19 protein-coding genes are annotated in these 17119 nt (G+C 35.3%); 3 read left to right on the top strand and 16 right to left on the bottom strand.

Annotated elements, in window-relative coordinates; translation table 11 throughout:
* Positions 1–184: 184 nt before the first annotated feature.
* Positions 185–1342: a substrate-binding domain-containing protein gene (locus tag GXZ93_02985; GenBank protein ID HHT78748.1), complete on the bottom strand. Its 1158-nt coding sequence runs from the start codon at positions 1340–1342 to the stop codon at positions 185–187.
* Positions 1343–1521: 179 nt separating this feature from the next.
* The gene (locus GXZ93_02990; GenBank protein ID HHT78749.1) at positions 1522–1863 is read right to left on the bottom strand and encodes a hypothetical protein; all 342 of its coding nucleotides are present in this window, start codon (positions 1861–1863) and stop codon (positions 1522–1524) included.
* Positions 1864–2116: 253 nt separating this feature from the next.
* Between GXZ93_02990 and GXZ93_02995 the strand changes: the two genes are divergently transcribed.
* Positions 2117–3124: a LacI family transcriptional regulator gene (locus tag GXZ93_02995; GenBank protein HHT78750.1), complete on the top strand. Its 1008-nt coding sequence runs from the start codon at positions 2117–2119 to the stop codon at positions 3122–3124.
* Positions 3121–3900 carry a creatininase family protein gene (locus GXZ93_03000; GenBank protein HHT78751.1) on the top strand — a complete coding sequence of 260 codons (780 nt, stop codon included), beginning with the start codon at positions 3121–3123 and terminating at the stop codon, positions 3898–3900. Before GXZ93_02995 ends, GXZ93_03000 begins: the two co-directional genes overlap by 4 nt.
* 117 nt (positions 3901–4017) lie before the next feature.
* Here GXZ93_03000 and GXZ93_03005 read toward each other — a convergent pair whose 3' ends face one another.
* The 4 genes from GXZ93_03005 to GXZ93_03020 all read right to left on the bottom strand — a co-directional run bounded on the left by GXZ93_03005 (position 4018) and on the right by GXZ93_03020 (position 7730).
* Complete coding sequence (locus GXZ93_03005) at positions 4018–4209, bottom strand: hypothetical protein (GenBank protein HHT78752.1); 192 nt, start codon at positions 4207–4209, stop codon at positions 4018–4020.
* Positions 4210–4456: 247 nt separating this feature from the next.
* A complete protein-coding gene (locus tag GXZ93_03010) occupies positions 4457–5380 on the bottom strand; it encodes a SufBD protein (GenBank protein HHT78753.1) in 924 nt (307 codons plus the stop codon).
* 39 nt (positions 5381–5419) lie between these two features.
* Complete coding sequence (locus GXZ93_03015) at positions 5420–6166, bottom strand: ATP-binding cassette domain-containing protein (protein ID HHT78754.1); 747 nt, start codon at positions 6164–6166, stop codon at positions 5420–5422.
* A 268-nt stretch (positions 6167–6434) separates the two neighbouring features.
* On the bottom strand, positions 6435–7730 hold the full coding sequence (locus tag GXZ93_03020) for an NCS2 family permease (protein ID HHT78755.1): 1296 nt from the start codon (positions 7728–7730) through the stop codon (positions 6435–6437).
* A gap of 217 nt (positions 7731–7947) precedes the next feature.
* On the opposite strand from GXZ93_03020, the gene GXZ93_03025 reads away from it, so the two are divergent.
* Positions 7948–8148, top strand: coding sequence for a hypothetical protein (locus tag GXZ93_03025; protein ID HHT78756.1), 201 nt, complete (start codon positions 7948–7950; stop codon positions 8146–8148).
* Positions 8149–8241: 93 nt separating this feature from the next.
* Here the strand turns inward: GXZ93_03025 and GXZ93_03030 are convergent, their stop codons facing one another.
* From GXZ93_03030 to dnaN, 10 genes are all read right to left on the bottom strand, one after another.
* Positions 8242–8529, bottom strand: a complete 288-nt coding sequence (locus GXZ93_03030; protein ID HHT78757.1) for a hypothetical protein — start codon at positions 8527–8529, stop codon at positions 8242–8244.
* A 27-nt stretch (positions 8530–8556) separates the two neighbouring features.
* On the bottom strand, positions 8557–9129 hold the full coding sequence (locus tag GXZ93_03035; GenBank protein HHT78758.1) for an RNA polymerase sigma factor: 573 nt from the start codon (positions 9127–9129) through the stop codon (positions 8557–8559).
* A gap of 51 nt (positions 9130–9180) precedes the next feature.
* Positions 9181–10386, bottom strand: a complete 1206-nt coding sequence (locus GXZ93_03040) for a PDZ domain-containing protein (protein ID HHT78759.1) — start codon at positions 10384–10386, stop codon at positions 9181–9183.
* Positions 10379–11785, bottom strand: coding sequence for an extracellular solute-binding protein (locus GXZ93_03045; protein HHT78760.1), 1407 nt, complete (start codon positions 11783–11785; stop codon positions 10379–10381). The genes GXZ93_03040 and GXZ93_03045 overlap by 8 nt, the downstream gene beginning before the upstream one ends.
* A 76-nt stretch (positions 11786–11861) precedes the next feature.
* Positions 11862–12710, bottom strand: a complete 849-nt coding sequence (locus GXZ93_03050) for a hypothetical protein (protein HHT78761.1) — start codon at positions 12708–12710, stop codon at positions 11862–11864.
* Positions 12697–13080 carry an aspartate 1-decarboxylase gene (locus tag GXZ93_03055; GenBank protein HHT78762.1) on the bottom strand — a complete coding sequence of 128 codons (384 nt, stop codon included), beginning with the start codon at positions 13078–13080 and terminating at the stop codon, positions 12697–12699. The genes GXZ93_03050 and GXZ93_03055 overlap by 14 nt, the downstream gene beginning before the upstream one ends.
* Before the next feature lie 78 nt (positions 13081–13158).
* On the bottom strand, positions 13159–14019 hold the full coding sequence (locus tag GXZ93_03060; GenBank protein HHT78763.1) for a pantoate--beta-alanine ligase: 861 nt from the start codon (positions 14017–14019) through the stop codon (positions 13159–13161).
* Positions 14019–14825, bottom strand: a complete 807-nt coding sequence (panB, locus tag GXZ93_03065) for a 3-methyl-2-oxobutanoate hydroxymethyltransferase (protein ID HHT78764.1) — start codon at positions 14823–14825, stop codon at positions 14019–14021. Before panB ends, GXZ93_03060 begins: the two co-directional genes overlap by 1 nt.
* A 34-nt stretch (positions 14826–14859) precedes the next feature.
* Positions 14860–15792 carry a DUF2520 domain-containing protein gene (locus tag GXZ93_03070; protein ID HHT78765.1) on the bottom strand — a complete coding sequence of 311 codons (933 nt, stop codon included), beginning with the start codon at positions 15790–15792 and terminating at the stop codon, positions 14860–14862.
* A gap of 125 nt (positions 15793–15917) precedes the next feature.
* On the bottom strand, positions 15918–17060 hold the full coding sequence (dnaN, locus tag GXZ93_03075) for a DNA polymerase III subunit beta (protein ID HHT78766.1): 1143 nt from the start codon (positions 17058–17060) through the stop codon (positions 15918–15920).
* Positions 17061–17119 lie beyond the last annotated feature (59 nt).

Consider the following 17119-nt stretch of genomic DNA (forward strand, 5'->3'; position numbering starts at 1 on the left):
CAGAGACCTAAAATTTCTAATATGTTTTCATTGGCACTCATAAAACATCCTTAAATTTTTATGCTTAATTATGAAAAACCTGTTTGATTAAATATTTATAGATTAATTAAAATACTCTTTGCAATAATTTTGTAATATAACTGTAAATCGGGAGAAGATTCTCCCGATTTACTAATTTACATTTTTATTCAAAAAGACTTTTTAGCTCATTAGGTGGCTCTGACATTAATGACTTTTTCCAACCATCAAGTAAATTATCTTTTGTGATTTTAAAATAATCTACAGTAACAAAAGCTGGCGTTTCTTTTTCCAATATTCCATAAACACTGCACATAGCCATTGCTTCACCTATCTGATAAGGATAATCAGCTACTATCCCATAAACATTCTGCCCTTTTGCCATATCTATAGCACTTTCAAGGCCTATATCAATTGTAATAACTTTTACATCCTGCCTGTTTGCTTCTCTTAGTGCTGCAAGAACTCCACCCATTGCATTGTCAGTAACAACATATAAGCCTTCTATTTCAGGATTGGTTACAAGCATTCCAGCGATAATCTCATTAGCTTTTGAATAATCAGCTATTCCTGCTTCTGCAACTATTTCAATTTCAGGATATTTTTCCTGTATGGCTTTCTTAAAGGAACCGTCTCTTTGTTCTGTCACCCACATACCCATGTCGCCGTACAAGAAACCAATTTTCCCTTTTCCGCCAAGAGCTTCTGACATCATCTCTGCACAGGCAAGACCCATACCGACATTATCATCCCCTACAACACCTGCATAGTCTTCACCAAGCTTGTACCCATTAGGCACATTGCTTAAAAAAGATAGCTGAAGACCAGCATCTACAGCAGATCTAAATGCTTCGCTGGCTGATACGGGATCTAGTGCCAAAGCCATTAGAATCTTTGGATTCAAGGCTAATAAGGTTTCTATATTGTCTTTTACTTTTGCAACATCAACACCCGTATCCACACTACCGACAACATCAATATTCAAGTCTTCAAAAACAGACTTAGCTCCTGATTCTATTGCATCAAAAAAAACATGGCCACTGAACCACATAAATGTTGCACCATAATTTTCTTTTTTTATTGTTTCTTTTTCTTCATCAGTCAATACCAGATTGGCATCTTTAAAACTAACGGCCGGCTCACCATTAGGTCCTGTAGAAACCCATTCATCTGTGGTTTCTGTTTCTGCAGCCTGTGTTGTCTCAGTTGCGGTTGTTTCTGCAGCCTGTGTTGTCTCAGTTGCGGTTGTCGGTGAACAGCCAATAATTAGCACAAATACGGATAATACCAATCCAATAACTAAAAATAACTTAATTTTCTTCATTAACTCTACTCCTTTCTCTTTTACATTTTAGCTGACAATCAAATCTCAATTAACATCCTATGGGCTTTGTTAATTGATAATTATTTTGTGAAACTATTATTTCCACAAATAGAACAGTTAAAAAAATAAATAATTAACCAAACACCTCCTTTCTTTTAAAAAAATATTAGTGTTCTGAATTAAACTATATCCAGAGTTTCAATAATTTTTGGCAGCACCCTGATTACTTTGCCATTTGCGTCTCTTACTGCGGGAGCGATACCTAGTCTGTCGCAAATTTCATGCGCATTTGAGATAAACTTACCTTCAATTGAGCCAAAACCTATATAAAGATCACCATCGATAATTATTGCAGGTGCAATATATTTATGAGTCAGATGTATAAGTTCCAGCTTGTTTTCCTCGTCTTTCAGGTTCTTTAGCTCTAAATCAACATCAATTGCTTCAAAGAAAATCTTTGCAATAATGCAGTCAAAGCAACCTTCATCATAAAAAAGTGTAACTTTTGGTTTGTCTTTCATGATTTCTCCTTTTTTATTTTATTGTTTTCTTATTGATAACATTTTTTTTGCAGATTAGGGAAACTGTTGTTTTTAAATGTAACCGTTCTCATTATTATTAAAAAAAATATTAAAATACTTTACTTATATTATTTAGGTGTATAAAATAGTTTCATGGATGTAACCGTTCTCATTAAGAAATATAATATAGAATTTTATCTCAATGTCAAGAAATTTTAATAATTAATTTTCTTTACTGGAATCCGAGGTATGAATGAATATTAAAGATATTGCCAAAATGGCTGGTGTTTCCAAGGCGACTGTTTCAAGAGTATTAAATAATAGTGATGCCGTTGCTCCCCATACTCAAAAAAAAATATTATCAATAATCGATGAGGTCGGTTTCTTCCCCAATCATGTTGCTAGAAGCCTTAAAGTAAAACAAACTAAGACTATCGGGGTTATCGTTCCTGATATAGGAAATCCTTTTTATTTTGAGGTCATAAGAGGAATTGAAAAATTCCTGGATAAAAACGGTTTCAATATAATGCTGTGTAATTCATCATATAATGAAGAAAAAGAATTAAGATATCTGTCATTGTTGGCATCAAAAAAGGTTGACGGAATTATATTAGCTGCTTCCTCTGAAGATTCCAAAAGTTTAAAAAAATTAAGATTATGGAATATTCCATACGTGGTTTTTGACCTTCCTCAGTCTGAAAATATTGATAACTCGGTCTTAATTGATCACAGTTTATGCTCACACATAGGAACAAACTATCTTATAAAAAAGGGCCACAAAAAAATATTAATCATAGATGCCTGTAGGTATATGGCAGAATATTCAAAATACATTAAAGGATATATAAAAGCTCTTAATGAAAATAAAATCAATGTTGACAAAGATCTTATTCAGGAAACCACTCCCGATATAATAGGCGGGTATAACATAATAAAAAAAATGCTGCAAAATAATATTGAGTTTTCAGGCGTTCTTGCAATTTCAGATTTAGTGGCTGTAGGTGTCTATAAGGCTGCAAAAGTATTCGGCAAGTCTATTCCTGAGGATATTTCTGTAATAGGAAATGACGATATCCCTCTTGCTAGATATCTTTGTCCGCCCCTTACAACGATACAGCAACCTAAATTTTTAATAGGACATAGAAGTGCAGAGCTTTTATTGGAAAATATTTACAATAAAAATAATAAAGATAGCTATAAAACAATTTTATTAGATATAAGACTAATAAAAAGAGAGTCGGTAAAAGGAGAGAATCAATGAATTTTGAATTTGCAAAAAAAACATGGCCTGAACTTGAAGACTACATTAAAAAAAATGCTTTGATTATATTACCTGTTGCACAGATAGAAGAACATGGACCGCATCTTCCACTTGGCTGCGATACTTTTATTGGTACTGAGATAGGCAAACTTATAGCCGCCGAATTAGATAAAGATATCCCGACATTATTGATGCCTGCTGTATGGGCAGGCTATTCACCAAAAAAGATGATGAAGTGGCCGGGAACTATGAGGGTCAGAACTAATGTTGTTAAAGATTATGTTCATGATATCCTTGCATCTCTCTGTGAAATGGGTTTTGGTAAAATAGTAATAATAGACTCTCATGGCCAGCATAGAGGTATCCTGGAAATCGCTATAAGAGAAATTGCTGATGAATACAATGTTTATTGTGCTTTAACTAATCCTGTTTCTCTTTTTGCAGAAAAATTTTCAGAAATCAGGAAATCTCCAATAGGTGGCACAACACACGCCTGTGAATATGAAACTTCTTTACTGATGTCTTTCGGATATGATATTGATATGAGTAAGGCATCTGATGACGATATTCTGAAATACAAGTCAGAATATTACACAGCAGATGCATGCGGTATTAAAAAATATTTTATTTCGACCTGGGGTCTTCAGGAGAGCAAAACAGGCATTTACGGAGCTCCTTTGAAATCCAGTAAAGAAACAGGTGATATTCTAATAAGTGAAATAGTAAAAAATTATGTAAAACTGTGTAAGGATTACCATAAAATTAAAACTTTTTAAAGTTTTAATCAAATAATTGAAGTATACCTGTATATAGAAATTCAGGATGGTTGTTTTAACCGAAATACTTAATTGTGTCTGTTTCTTCTGTAGCTCAGAATGTCCATACTTTGGAGGTCAGACCTCCATCAACAACATATACTCACCAGCCATATAAGAAGATTCGCCTGATGCAAGAGATAATGCCGGTCTTACAACCTCTTCAGAATTTATTGCATCAGCTTTTATATATTCTGCTTTTCCACCATTTTGAATAATTTTTTCTTTTAAATTATTTCCATTATCTTTATTTTTGCCAGCAATTATCACAGTTACGCTTTCTCTGAAAACAACTCTGCAGCTATATTGCTCCAATACTCTGTGTTTTTCTTTGAGAATATATGTAACTAATCCTGAACACCACCTATACTAGCTAAAATAGTTGAATATGCTAGCAAATGGGCGGACAGGCCATGAATTGCCCTTATTATGTTGCTGGAGTCAAAACACTATTTCTTGAAAAACTTGCCTCAACTCATCAAATATTTAAAAAGAGATTTTAATACCAAAATGAATTCTAATTTAAAAGCCCCTGTATGATAAGCTCTGTCGCTTCTTCTTCATTAAGACCCCGGGACATAAGAGTTTCCAGCTGTTTTTTATCAACACTGCCAATAGAGGCTTCATGGGTGACATGAGCCGTTGCATTTCTTACCTCAACAATCGGAACAGCGCTTGCCTGGCCATTATCTTTTATGATTTCCTTGCAGTCAACATGTCCTCTTGAATAATCCCCCATAGCAATAAGTTTGTTAAAGATTTCAGCTTTTGCATTATCTCTTACTGCAACTCTTGAAGCAAGCACACCTTTTGAATTGCTACCATTCAGATAACCTGTTTCTCTTATTATAATTCTGTCATTTTCTGTTCCGCTTATCCTTGCTGTCATTTCAAGTACAGAATCAGGTCCGCATTCTGATTCAATGTCCATATCAATAAGCCCAACCCTGCCTTTTACCAGCTCAAATTCAGTTTTGAATTTTGCTTCTTTTTCAAGAACCACTTTTGTTTTGGGAATTACTTTAACTCCGCCTCCGTCACTATGTATATGTCTTTCAAAATATGAATATTTAGATTTTTCATGCAGGTGTATCTTTGCAAACATTTTATGAAGGACGTCTTTTGCAACAGGAAAAACGCAGTGTGCAAGAAGCGATATTGATGCGCCTTTTTCAACTTCAGCATCTATTTCGATATTCTGTACGGCATTTTCTGCAGTAACTCCGAAGCATAGGTGAACCGGTTTTATTATTATTTGATTTTCTTTTACAACAAGTCTGACCTTTACACCATCTTTAATTTTCTCTGCATTTATTTCAATCCCCTCTATAAGATTAGATGAGATAATTTTATCTTTATCTATTACTAATCTTGCAACATTCGGATCGTGCACTATGTCTTTTAGATCAGCTGCTTCATATAATATTTCTTCTTTTAACATCTTTATTTACATGTAATTATCATTATAAATGGGTTGATTTTATAAATTCCTCTCCAGTTTAGAAAAAAGAGGAATATTTTTATGGGCGCAGGAAAGACATTTGTCTTCAAAGTATTTCCTTATTTTGCTTACCTTTCCTTCGTCCAAAAGGGTTCCGCTGCAAAGAAGATAAGCATATTGCGCATTCTTTAATACTTCCAGGCTGTGGGTTATTAATATTATAGTGGCGCCATTGCTGTGAAGATATCTTATGGCTTCAAAGATATTGTCAAGAGAAGCAACATCTATCCCCGAGTCAGGTTCATCAAGTATAACCAGCTCAGGCTGCATGGCTACTATTGAGGCAAGTTCAAACTTTTTTCTTTCTCCTCCGCTGAGACTTTTATCTATAGCCCTGTCTACATATTCCCTGTAATCAATTCCCAGAATCGATAAAGCATTTATGATGCTGTCTTCCTTTTTATCTTTTGAGGACGCCTGCATAAACTGCCTGATTTTAAGACCTTCAAATCTTGCAGGTTCCTGCCAGCCCAGAGTTATTCCAAGTTCTGCCCTCTCAAAAACTCCGAGCTGTTTAAGAGAGAGGCCTTTATAAAAAATATCTCCTTCAAATTCTCTGCAACCTTCAAGACCCATTACAGTAGAAGCAAATGTCGATTTCCCTGCACCATTAGGCCCTACCACAGCATGGATCTCCCCTTTTTTAAAACCTAGGGTGAGGTTGTCCAATATCTTCTTTCCGTTAAAAGAAAGTGTAAGGTTTTCAGTTTTTAACAATGTTTTCATAATGATTCCTATTATACAACATTGCATTTTATATATGATCTGGAATTTTTAAAAGAAATTTAACAAATAATTATAGTTAAAGGAAAAAATCAAAAAACATAAAACTTTATATAAATTATACTAATCCGGTTTTAATATACAGAAAAACATAAAAAATTATTTTTCAAAAATTATTTTTAAACTAAAAAGGAAGGCTGTTTTTAAATCAGCCTTCCTTTTTATTAATTTTAATAAAAGTTCACTTTTTTATGCAGTCTCTTTTTAAACCTTATTTTACCATAAACTTCTCTACAATTGCCTGAGCTACAAAAGCCACTGCAAATAAAACGCTCACAATTATCATCAGGGGATGCACTTCTCTCCATTTGCCTCTTAATAGTTTTATTACCGTATAGCTTATAAAACCAAATCCGATACCGTATGAGATATTATAGGTAAAAGGCATGATGATGATTGTTAAAAATGCAGGTATTCCTACCTCCGCATTCTTAAAATCTATTTTTGAGACTATTGACATCATTAAAAAGCCGACAACAATAAGAGCAGGTGCCGTAACCGGATACTTGAATACTCCTTCCGCAACCTGCACACCTCCACCAATGACTTTAATAAGAGGTGCAAAGAATATTGAAAGCACAAACAATATACCGGTGGTTATTGGCATCAGTCCGGTTCTGCCACCTTCTGACACGCCTGATGCGCTTTCAATATATGTTGTTACAGAGCTTGCCCCGAAAAGACCTCCACCGACTGCTCCAAGCGAATCAACAAGCAATACATTCTTCAGATTTGCAAGATTGCCCTTTGAATCAAGCAGCTTGGCTTCTGCGCCGACCCCGATTATTGTCCCCATGGTATCAAAAAAGTCAGACATAAACAGGGCAAAAACCATGACAATGGCTCCTATGTTCAGCATTCCCTTGGTCCATACCGCCCCGACAAGGTCAGCTCTAAAAAATGTTGAGAAACTTTCCGAAGAGGGCAGAGCAACGATCTGCGTCGGGAGTGGAATTACTTTTGTAATCATTCCAAGAATAGCTGTGGCTACGATTCCGATTAAAATGGCTCCTTTAACTTTATAGGCAAGAAGAACTATGGTCAGCATAAGTCCAAATAAGGCAAGTAAAGTTACTCCCGAAGTGAAGTCCCCAAGCGTTACCATGGTTGCTACATCCGGTTTAACAAAACCAGCTTCCTGTGTTCCAATAAATGCTATGAATAATCCGATACCAACTCCTATTGAGTATTTTAGCTCCATGGGTATTGCGCGCATTATCATTTGTCTTAAACCGGTAAAAACAAGAATAGTTACGATAATTCCTTCAATTACAACAACTCCCATTGCCTGCTGCCAGGTCAGTCCGAGTCCGAATATTATCGTAAATACAACTGCTGCATTTATTCCCATTCCTGAAGCTAATGCAAATGGCGTATTCGTTGCTATGCCCATAAGCATGCTGAAAAATCCGGCACCAATACATGTCGCAACTATTGCTCCTTCATAAGGAACGCCTCCCTGGGATAATATGGCGGGATTTACAAATATTATGTAAGCCATGGTCATAAAGGTGGTTATCCCTGCAATGATTTCTGTTCTTACATTTGTGTTCCTTTCCTTGAATTTGAAATAACTCAAATCTGCACCTCCCGTTTGGTTTTTAAATAAAGTCTTCAATAAAATAAAGAAAAAAAGTTAAATTAATTTTAATAAAGTCAACGGTTTTTTTAAACATATTTATATATTATTTTTATTTTTAATTTTTGAAAGTATAATTTATAAAATGGAAACAATAAAAAATTTTTTTACTTCCGAAAATTTTAAGAATTTCTGGATTAATTTTTATAATGGTTTTGAAAATGTCCTTGATTTCATTTTCGGGAAAATAAAATATGAGCCCATAAGAGAGTTATTGTCAAATCCATGGTTCTGGATAATTTTTGTGGTTCTTGTTTTATTGTCTGTCATTTTCAGAAAGCGATAGTGTTTCTGATTTCCTGATTTGATTATTTATTTATAATAATTCAGGAACATGTTTTTTTAGTGGTCTTTCCTGATATCAGAGGACATTTTTCTGCTATTTGCTTTTTTTATAATTTCTGTATTCGGCAATCAGAAAAGCAGTAAGTGTTGCGGCAAAGATACTGAAAAATATTATAAGGCCTTTGTTTTCCCTGACCTTTTTACCGAATAAATGTACTCTTGAATTTTCTTTTTTTAAAAAATTCAGGAAATTCTCATCCAGAAGATCCCTTTCCTCTTCCTTGAGATTTTCTATTCTCTCAATTATTTTCTCTTCAAGATTTTCACCGGGTTTTATGGAAATATCTTTTGCGATCTTTAATATTTTGCTTAATTTGCTCATAAAAACTGCCTTTTTAAAAATTTATTACTATTTGGTTATTTTTTCCTTGATTATCTTTCTGGCTCTGTGAATATTTGTTTTGACAGTTCCCACAGGCTTTTTTAATATTTCTGCTATTTCAAGATAGCTGTAGTCCTGAAAATCTCTCAGAATAAGCGGTATCCTGTAATTTTCTTCCAGATTTACAACTATTTTTAGTATTTCTCTTACCATTTCCTTATCCTGAAAAAATTTTTCTACATTCTGCTTTGCTTCACAGAAGATTACCTCTGCTCTCTCCTCTATCATATTATCAAGGCTTACTTTTTTATTTGCAGCTCTTGATTTAATTTTTATCTTATCGATACATGTATTTACAGTCAGTTTTCTTATCCATGTCTTAAAGCTGGAAAGACCCCTGAAGCCTGAAATTGCAAGATATGCTTTTACAAACACCTCCTGGCTTATATCTTCGGCCTCATGTGAATCTCTTATCATAAAAAAAGCAGTTGTATAGACATATTTTGAATGCCTTCTTACAAGCTCTTCAAAAGCAGCCTTGTCTCCTTTTCTGCTTCTTGCAACAAGGACTTCGTCTTTGATTGTGTTATCGTTTTTCAAATTGATTTTTTATTTCCTTTTGCTGTGTTTCTGTTTTTTATTTTCCATCAGCTAATTAACGGCTGTTATCGGGGACTCGGCAAGAATCAGGGATAAACTAATAAATGATCCGTTTCTGTAAATCTCCACTTCTATCTTGTCATCAACATTATGTCTCAGCATCTGGGCATAAAGTTCAAAGCTGGTTTTTATTTCCCGACCATCAAATTTTGTAAGAACATCTCCTGCTCTCATTCCTGCCTGTTCTGCCGGATAGCCCCGCGATACACCGGCTATAAGCACACCCGGCACTTCACCCTGGCCGGTATCCATCTCTATACCCATATAAGGAATTCTTGCTTTCCCATATTTGATTATCTGTTCTGCAATATTTACAGCAGTATCACTCGGTATGGCAAAACCTATACCGGCGCTTGCGCCGCTTGGCGAAAATATAAGATTATTTATTCCTATAACTTGCGCCGAAATATTTATAAGAGGCCCCCCGCTGTTCCCGGGATTGATTGCCGTATCAGTCTGTATAAGATCTACCATCGGAAGCATGTCGCTTGAAAGAGTAATATCCCTGCCTTTTGCGCTTACAACTCCGAATGTTACAGTCTGCTCTATGGCAAACGGGCTTCCTATTGCAATTACCATTTCTCCAACCTTCACATTTTCAATAGAGGTAAAGCTTGCTTTCTTCAGACCCGAAGCCTCTATTTTCACCACAGCAATATCTGTGTCTTTGTTAAAACCTGTGAGCTCTGCCTTATATTCTTTTTCATCAATTGTTCTTACTATTATCTCGTCTGCTCCGGCAATAACATGTTCGTTGGTAATTATATAACCATCTTCCGTATAAATTATTCCTGATCCCACGCCTGCATCTGTAAGAATATTTCTTCTATCCAAAACTTTTATCCTTATATTTACAACGGAAGGAGACACTTCTTCCACAAGAGCCGTGATGGCGCTGTTAAGTTCCTTTAATGAAAAATTTTCAGACAGTCTTTCATTTCCGGGTTCGTTCATTGTGCTTTCTGTTTTGTTATTTTCCTTTTCCTGTATGCCTGGCTGGGAAACTGTTGTGCTGCCGACAGAACTGTTATTTCCTCTCAGTAATTCTGCCGGAGAGGTTTTATTTATTACAGATAATATTCCAACTGTAAAAAAGAACCCTACTGCTATAAGCACCACGGCTGCAATTATAAAAAGACAGCCTTTCAGAAAAACCGGTCTGATACCGTCATTTTCATCATTATAGTTATTATCCATTTTCCCCCCGAATTTCTTCTTCGCCCGACGTAGTTTCAGTAAAATCTTCTATCTTCAGCTGTCCGGACTTCATTTTTATTATATCTTCCTGCATTTTGACTGCTGCATCTTCTGCAGAAATATTTCCTGCTATCAGGCTTTCAATATTTAATTTTATTACTTCCCTGACAAGCCTTAGGTCTTCTTCAGGTATCTGCCCCCTGCATATTTTTACCTGAAGCAAAGTATTATAAAGAATATCATTTGTCATAATATCTTCCCTCTCCAACCCTGTAACAGAAGGATAGGAAGATGTATTGAGCATCCAGGCTTTCTGTATTTCATTTGATATCATATAGTTTATAAAACTTCTGGCATATTCAAAATTTTTTAAAGCAGAATTGACATTTACCATAAATCCCATTCCTGTAACCATCGGGGTCGGGTTGGAAAGCGCTCCGGTTGCCTTTGGTATTTTTGATACGCCGAAGTCAATACCTGCTTCCTCGTACTCTTCTATAGCCCATGAACCATTTATTATCATTGCCGTATTTCCTGCTTTGAAAGAATCGTTTATTTCTTCATAGTCGATATCAAATGGAATTATGTTTTCAACATTATAAACTTCCTCCAGAAAGCCCAGGGTTTTCTGAACTGACTGATTGTTTAAACTGATTGAACCGCTATCATAATCATATATCCAGTCAAGATAACCCCCCATAAATGGCAGCACCCATTCCGGCTGACCTGCATTTAATAAAAATCCATAAATCCCGGCTGCAGGATCGGTATTTTCCCTTGTATAAGTTAATACCTCTTCAAAATTTGAAGGAGGCCGGGAAATGATTTCTCTGTTATAAAAAAATAAAAGGAAGTCTGCTGCATTAAACGGAACAACATATCTTTTCCTGTCAAAAAATGTAAGTTCATTTAATCCCGGAATAAATTTATTGTAATCAAATTCATCAGTCAGATCTTTCAGGACATTCTCTTTTGCAAGTTTTTTCATATTATTCATTCCAAGAAGTATGATATCGGGACCTGCTCCCGCAAGACTTGCTGCGCTGAAAGTATCCATCAGCTCTTCCTCGCTTCGATAGTGTTTTACTTCTATGCTTATGTTTGGATTTTCTCTTTTAAAACTTTCAATATTTTCCATTAAAAATATTCTCTCTTTCGGCTTGCAACTGTTCCAGAATGTAACCGAATGTATTGCATCGGTTTCCTGGCTGTGCTTATCGTCTGTTTCATTTTCAGCTGCCCGTTTGGTTGAGGTTGTTGCCATATTGTCAGAATTCTCTGTCTTTTTTCCCGCACAACCGGAAAAAACCATACCGGTCATGAAGAAAATGATAAAAACAGCAATAATTATTTTCGACAATCTGAAAAAACATGTATGCTTTTTATTTAAATGAAACATAATCTGACCTTTAAATATAATTATTAATCATGGCTGTTGCCAAAAACAGTATCCAAAATATGCAATAGTATAAATTTTAAGGCATTTCAACCGAGTCTTCAAAAAAAACTTCGAAATCATAATGCGTAAAATCTTCAGCGTACTTACTGAATAAAACATTAAGAGAAAAGTCCTGTTCCTCCTTTGGAAGAAGCTCGCTTTCCTTTATGAAACATTTCCTGACCTGAACAACTCTGTCTCTCATATCATAAAAAGTTGATAAAAGATTTATATTAACAGCTTTGCTTTCCCCGATATTGACAATTTTCCCGTTGATTGTGAGTATATCATTTTTATAGGTAAAATTCTCTTTGTTGACTATTATGTTGCTTTTAAGCAGCTTGTAATAATCTTTGTAGTTAACGCCGATTTTTATGGTATCCACCCCTATATATTTATTATTATCAGACAGCATGTATGTAAACGGTATTTTGCTGTCGGGCCTTAAATAATTGGTGTTTACGCCGATTTTATCAGAATAAATATTGCTTCCTTTCCTATCCAGAAAATCTATTGTCAGCAGAATATTTGTCTTTGTTGAGTTTGATAAATTAAGTATCTCCCCCATTACACAGAGATTGCCGAAATGATCAAGAAAAACATTGGTATTTTTTATTTTCACCCCGATTGATGTAGTAATGTCGGTCTTTATTTTTTCATAGTCAAAAAATATAAGACTTATGCTTTTTTTATCATCCTGAAGCAAGTTGTCAATAGTTGTGGCAGCAGATTCTTTTACATGTGTACCGTTTGTTTCCTGTCGCAAAGGGAAATCGCCGGGAATGCTGCCGCTAAAATCTTTTATTCTGCTGCACGAAGCAGACACTAACAATATTAAAAGAATGACCGATAGAAGCAATAATTTTTTAAAATTAGCATTCTTCATCTTTGCCGGCAACAAAACCGCTTTCTGTAAAATGGTTTTTTTCATCGACATGTACGATTTTCGGTAAAAAACCATCTGCCTCTTTGGGTTCGAGGCTGCAGAAAGCCATAATGATTACCTTTTCTCCTTTATTTATTAACCGGGCAGCCGCACCGTTCAGGCAAATAGTTCCGCTTTTGCTTTCACCTTCAATTACATAGGTTTCAAGCCTCTGCCCTGAGTCTATGCTCACCACCATTACTTTTTCATAAGGGATGATTCCTGCTTTTTTCATTAAAAAGCTATCGATGGTAATGCTTCCCACATAATCGACCCTTGCTTCGGTAACGGTTGCTCTGTGTATTTTGCTTTTTAAAATATTTATTAGCAATTTCAGCCTTTTCCTTATAATTAAGTCAACAATAATACATTCATAATTGCTTAAAGTAAATATGGTTTTAAGCCATATTTAAGGCTCTGTATTTATGACTTTGTTGTCTATCAGTCTTGTTTTTCCAAACCATACTGCAGATGCAATAAGTACTTTTGATTTTCCCCCGTCCAGCTTTCTAACAGTTTTTAAGTCCTCAGGATCTCTTATATCAAAATAATCTATTTTTTTTATAAAGCTGCACCCTTTAAGCATTTTCATGGCATTTTGTCTTGCGGTTGCAATACTTCTTCCTCTTTTGATTTCATTCTCAGCCATAATTATCGCCAGATAAAGAATGTTCGCATTTTTTCTTTCTTCAGGATTCAGATATGCATTTCTTGAGCTGAGAGCAAGACCGTCTGGCTCTCTTATTGTTTCACATTCGACAATCTGCACATCTACATCAAGGTCTGAAACCATCTTTTTTAAGATTGCAAGCTGCTGAAAATCTTTTAAGCCAAAATATGCTTTGTCCGGACTTATTATATTAAATAATTTTAAAACAACAGTGCAGACACCCCTGAAATGTCCGGGGCGGAATTTTCCGCACATTATTTTTTCCATCTTTTCCACATTGACATATGTCAGGTGATTATCCGGATACATCTCCGATGGTTCAGGATAAAAAATTATGTCTGCCCCCTCCCTGTCCGCCAGAATTCTGTCTCTCTCAAAATCCCTTGGGTATCTTACAAAGTCTTCATTAGGCCCGAACTGCACCGGATTTACAAAAATACTTACAGCTGTTATGTCGCACTCTTTTCTGGATTTTTTAATCAGAGAAATATGTCCTTCATGCAAAAAACCCATGGTGGGCACCAGCCCTATTTTTTTTCCTTCTTTTTTAAGATCTTTTATAATCCTGTTTATCTCGTTTTTTCTTTTAATTGTCTTGATCAATATGAATGCTCCTGTGCAGGAAATTCTTTGCTTTTTACTTCTCTGATATAATCATTGAAGCATTTTTTCATAATCCGGGCGATTTCAGCATATCTTTTTACAAATTTGGGCTTATATCTCTCAAAAAGTCCAAGCATGTCATGAGCAACAAGAACCTGTCCGTCACAGTCCGAACCGGCTCCTATCCCTATGGTGGGAACTTTTACACTGTCTGTGATTTCCTTTGCAAGAGCGGACGGAATTTTTTCAAGCACTATTGCAAAAACACCTGCTTTCTCTATTTTCCCGGCATCGTTTATTATTTTCTCGGATTCTTCTTTTGTGGAACCCCTGAGTCCGTATCCTCCAAAGACATTCACCGACTGAGGGGTAAGCCCGAGATGACCCATTACAGGTATGCCTGCGTCAACTATTTTTTTTATGGTTTCCAGAACTTCTTCGCCGCCTTCAAGTTTTATCGCGCTCACTCTTGCTTCTTTCAGAAGTCTGCCGGCATTTTTCAGAGCTTCTTCACTGCTTGTCTGATATGACATAAAAGGCATATCTCCTACAACAAATGCGTTTTTTATTCCCCTTGTAACTGCTTTACAGTGGTGAAGCATTTCTTCCATGGTAACAGGAATCGTGCTCTCATATCCAAGAACAACATTTGCCAGCGAGTCTCCTACAAGAACCATGTCAATACCGGCTTCATCAAGCATTGTTGCCATTAAAAAATCATAGCAGGTAAGCATTGTGATCTTTTCGCTTTTCTGTTTCATCTCTATAAGGGTATTTATGGTTACTTTTTTTCTTTCAGACATTTTTTCTCCAGTAATATTGTTAATTTAATAATCTTTATAAAAGTTTCTTTATTTCAAACAAATCAAGAAATTCATTATATGTCCTCATGTCTATCCATTTGTTTTCCCTGGCAATATCAGCGGTAAAACGGCCAAGAAGACTATAAACATCGGCATAATTGCTGCCCATTCTTGATTTTATATTTTCCAGATGATTTCTAACCGTGCCGACGTCCCCTCTTGCGATGGGCCCTGTCAGCGAATTATTTGTACCGAGCTTCCTGATATTATCAATTGTTCCCTGTGAAAGAGATATAATGCCCTCCATGAAGATTTCGGGCCTGACGCCTATTTCTTTTCCCATTCTTTCAACTATATTAAGAAGACCTATAAGATAGTTTGATGCCATGCATGCGCATGCATGATAAATGGCTTTTGAGCTGTTTTCAATAAAAATACTTTTCCCGTTAAGAAAACCCACTATCCTTTCAGCTGTCCGGCATGCTTTTTTATCTTTTTTATCATAAGTGATTCCAAAAAGAGTGCCTTTTATCGAATTTGCCGAATTCAGATAGTCCGCAAATGACTTCATCGGGTGAATACAGCATACAGAAGCTCCGGAAGATTTTGCAGCATCAAGAACATCCAGGCCTTTCAAGCCGCTGAAATGAATGACTGTCTTCCCTTCCCCTGTTATTCCGTTCTTTTCAAATAATTCTTTGCATACATTTTTTATCGAGTCGTCCGGGACACATATTAATATGCAGTCTGCCTTCCGGGCTGCTTCTTTATTATTAACAATAAAAACAGTCTTTCTGTTTATTTTTTTTATTATTCTTTCTGCATTGCTGACAGACTCCTCTCTTCTCCCCGATACCGATACAAGATTAATGCCCCTGTCGATGCCTGAAGAAAAACAATAAGCAAGAGTCAGACCCAGTCTTCCGGGTCCTATTATGCAGATATCTGATTTTTCTTCTTTTTTCATGATTTCTGTCGTTTTAAAAAGTCAGGACAGTCTGATGTGTTGAAAAGCATGAGCCGGTATTGAATTTAAATTATCAATAATTAATATAAAAATAAATGATAGCCTGCATTCCCTGAAGGAAAATTTTAAGAAATCCTTATCGGCATTAATAGATAGATCAGATTCTTTGCTTTTACATTTCTTATAAGAACCGGCTTTAAAGATTCCTCAACCGAAAAGATAAACTTCTCTTCATCAAGCATATTTATACCCTCAAGAAGAAAATAAGGGTTGAACGCTATTTCTATTTTTCCCTCTGCATAAGCTATATCCACTTCCTCGCTGGAATTTCCGACCTCCTTGATGTTCATTGACACATACATTTTTCCATCACCTATTTCAATCTTTATGGGAATATTGTCCTGAGATATGGAAGATGTTCTTTTAACTACTTCATTTACCTTGTCTTTATCAAGAATTATATTGTGTTTGAATTCTTTTGGTATCAACTGTTTATATTCAGGAAATTTTCCGGACAGCAACCTTGAAATTATCATTGTCTCTGTTCCGTCTTCATTTGCAAGCAGAAAGCTTATCTGGTTTTCTTCAATATTTATTTCAGTTGTTTTTCCTGTGTAATCGCTTTTTACAATATTATCCAGCACTTTATTTGGAACAACAACCTTTATAGGATCTCCCGAATAGTCAATTTTCTCCTCAATAAATGCAAGCCTGTAACTGTCCGTACCAACTATTTTAATATAACTGGAAGACGATTTGTCTTCTTCATCAAGAGAAGAATTGTCAACTTCTATAAGTATACCGGTCAGAATGGCCCTGCTTTCCTCTCCTGAAGCTGATTTTATAACCTTGTTTAAAAGTTTTTTAAAAATATCAAAATCAATTTTAAATTTTGTCTTTTCTGTCGTTGTCGGAAATTCCGGATACTCATCTATTGCAAATGTGTTTAAATTAAAAACACTTTTTTCACACATTACCTTTAACTGATTAGTGTTTATGTCGAGAGCAACAGAAACTTTTGATTCCGGAAAATTTCTTAAAATATTAATAAATATTTTGGCCGGAACGACTGCTCTTCCTTTTTCGATTATCTTTGCTTTCAAAGAGGATTTTATGCTTGTTTCAAGATCTGTACTATATATATTAAGCACATCGTCTGCTTCAATCAGTATTCCGCTTAAGGCAGATATAAGGCTTTTTGATGTTGCAACTCTGCTGGCAAAATTCAGTTTATTTAAGAGTTCGTTTTTTGTAATTTCAAATTTCATAATAACCTCTTAAAGTATTTAATAAATATTTTAAAAATCAAGATTAAGGATATTTTATA

This window comes from Actinomycetota bacterium, assembly GCA_012837825.1.
Taxonomy (GTDB): domain Bacteria; phylum Actinomycetota; class Humimicrobiia; order Humimicrobiales; family Humimicrobiaceae; genus Humimicrobium.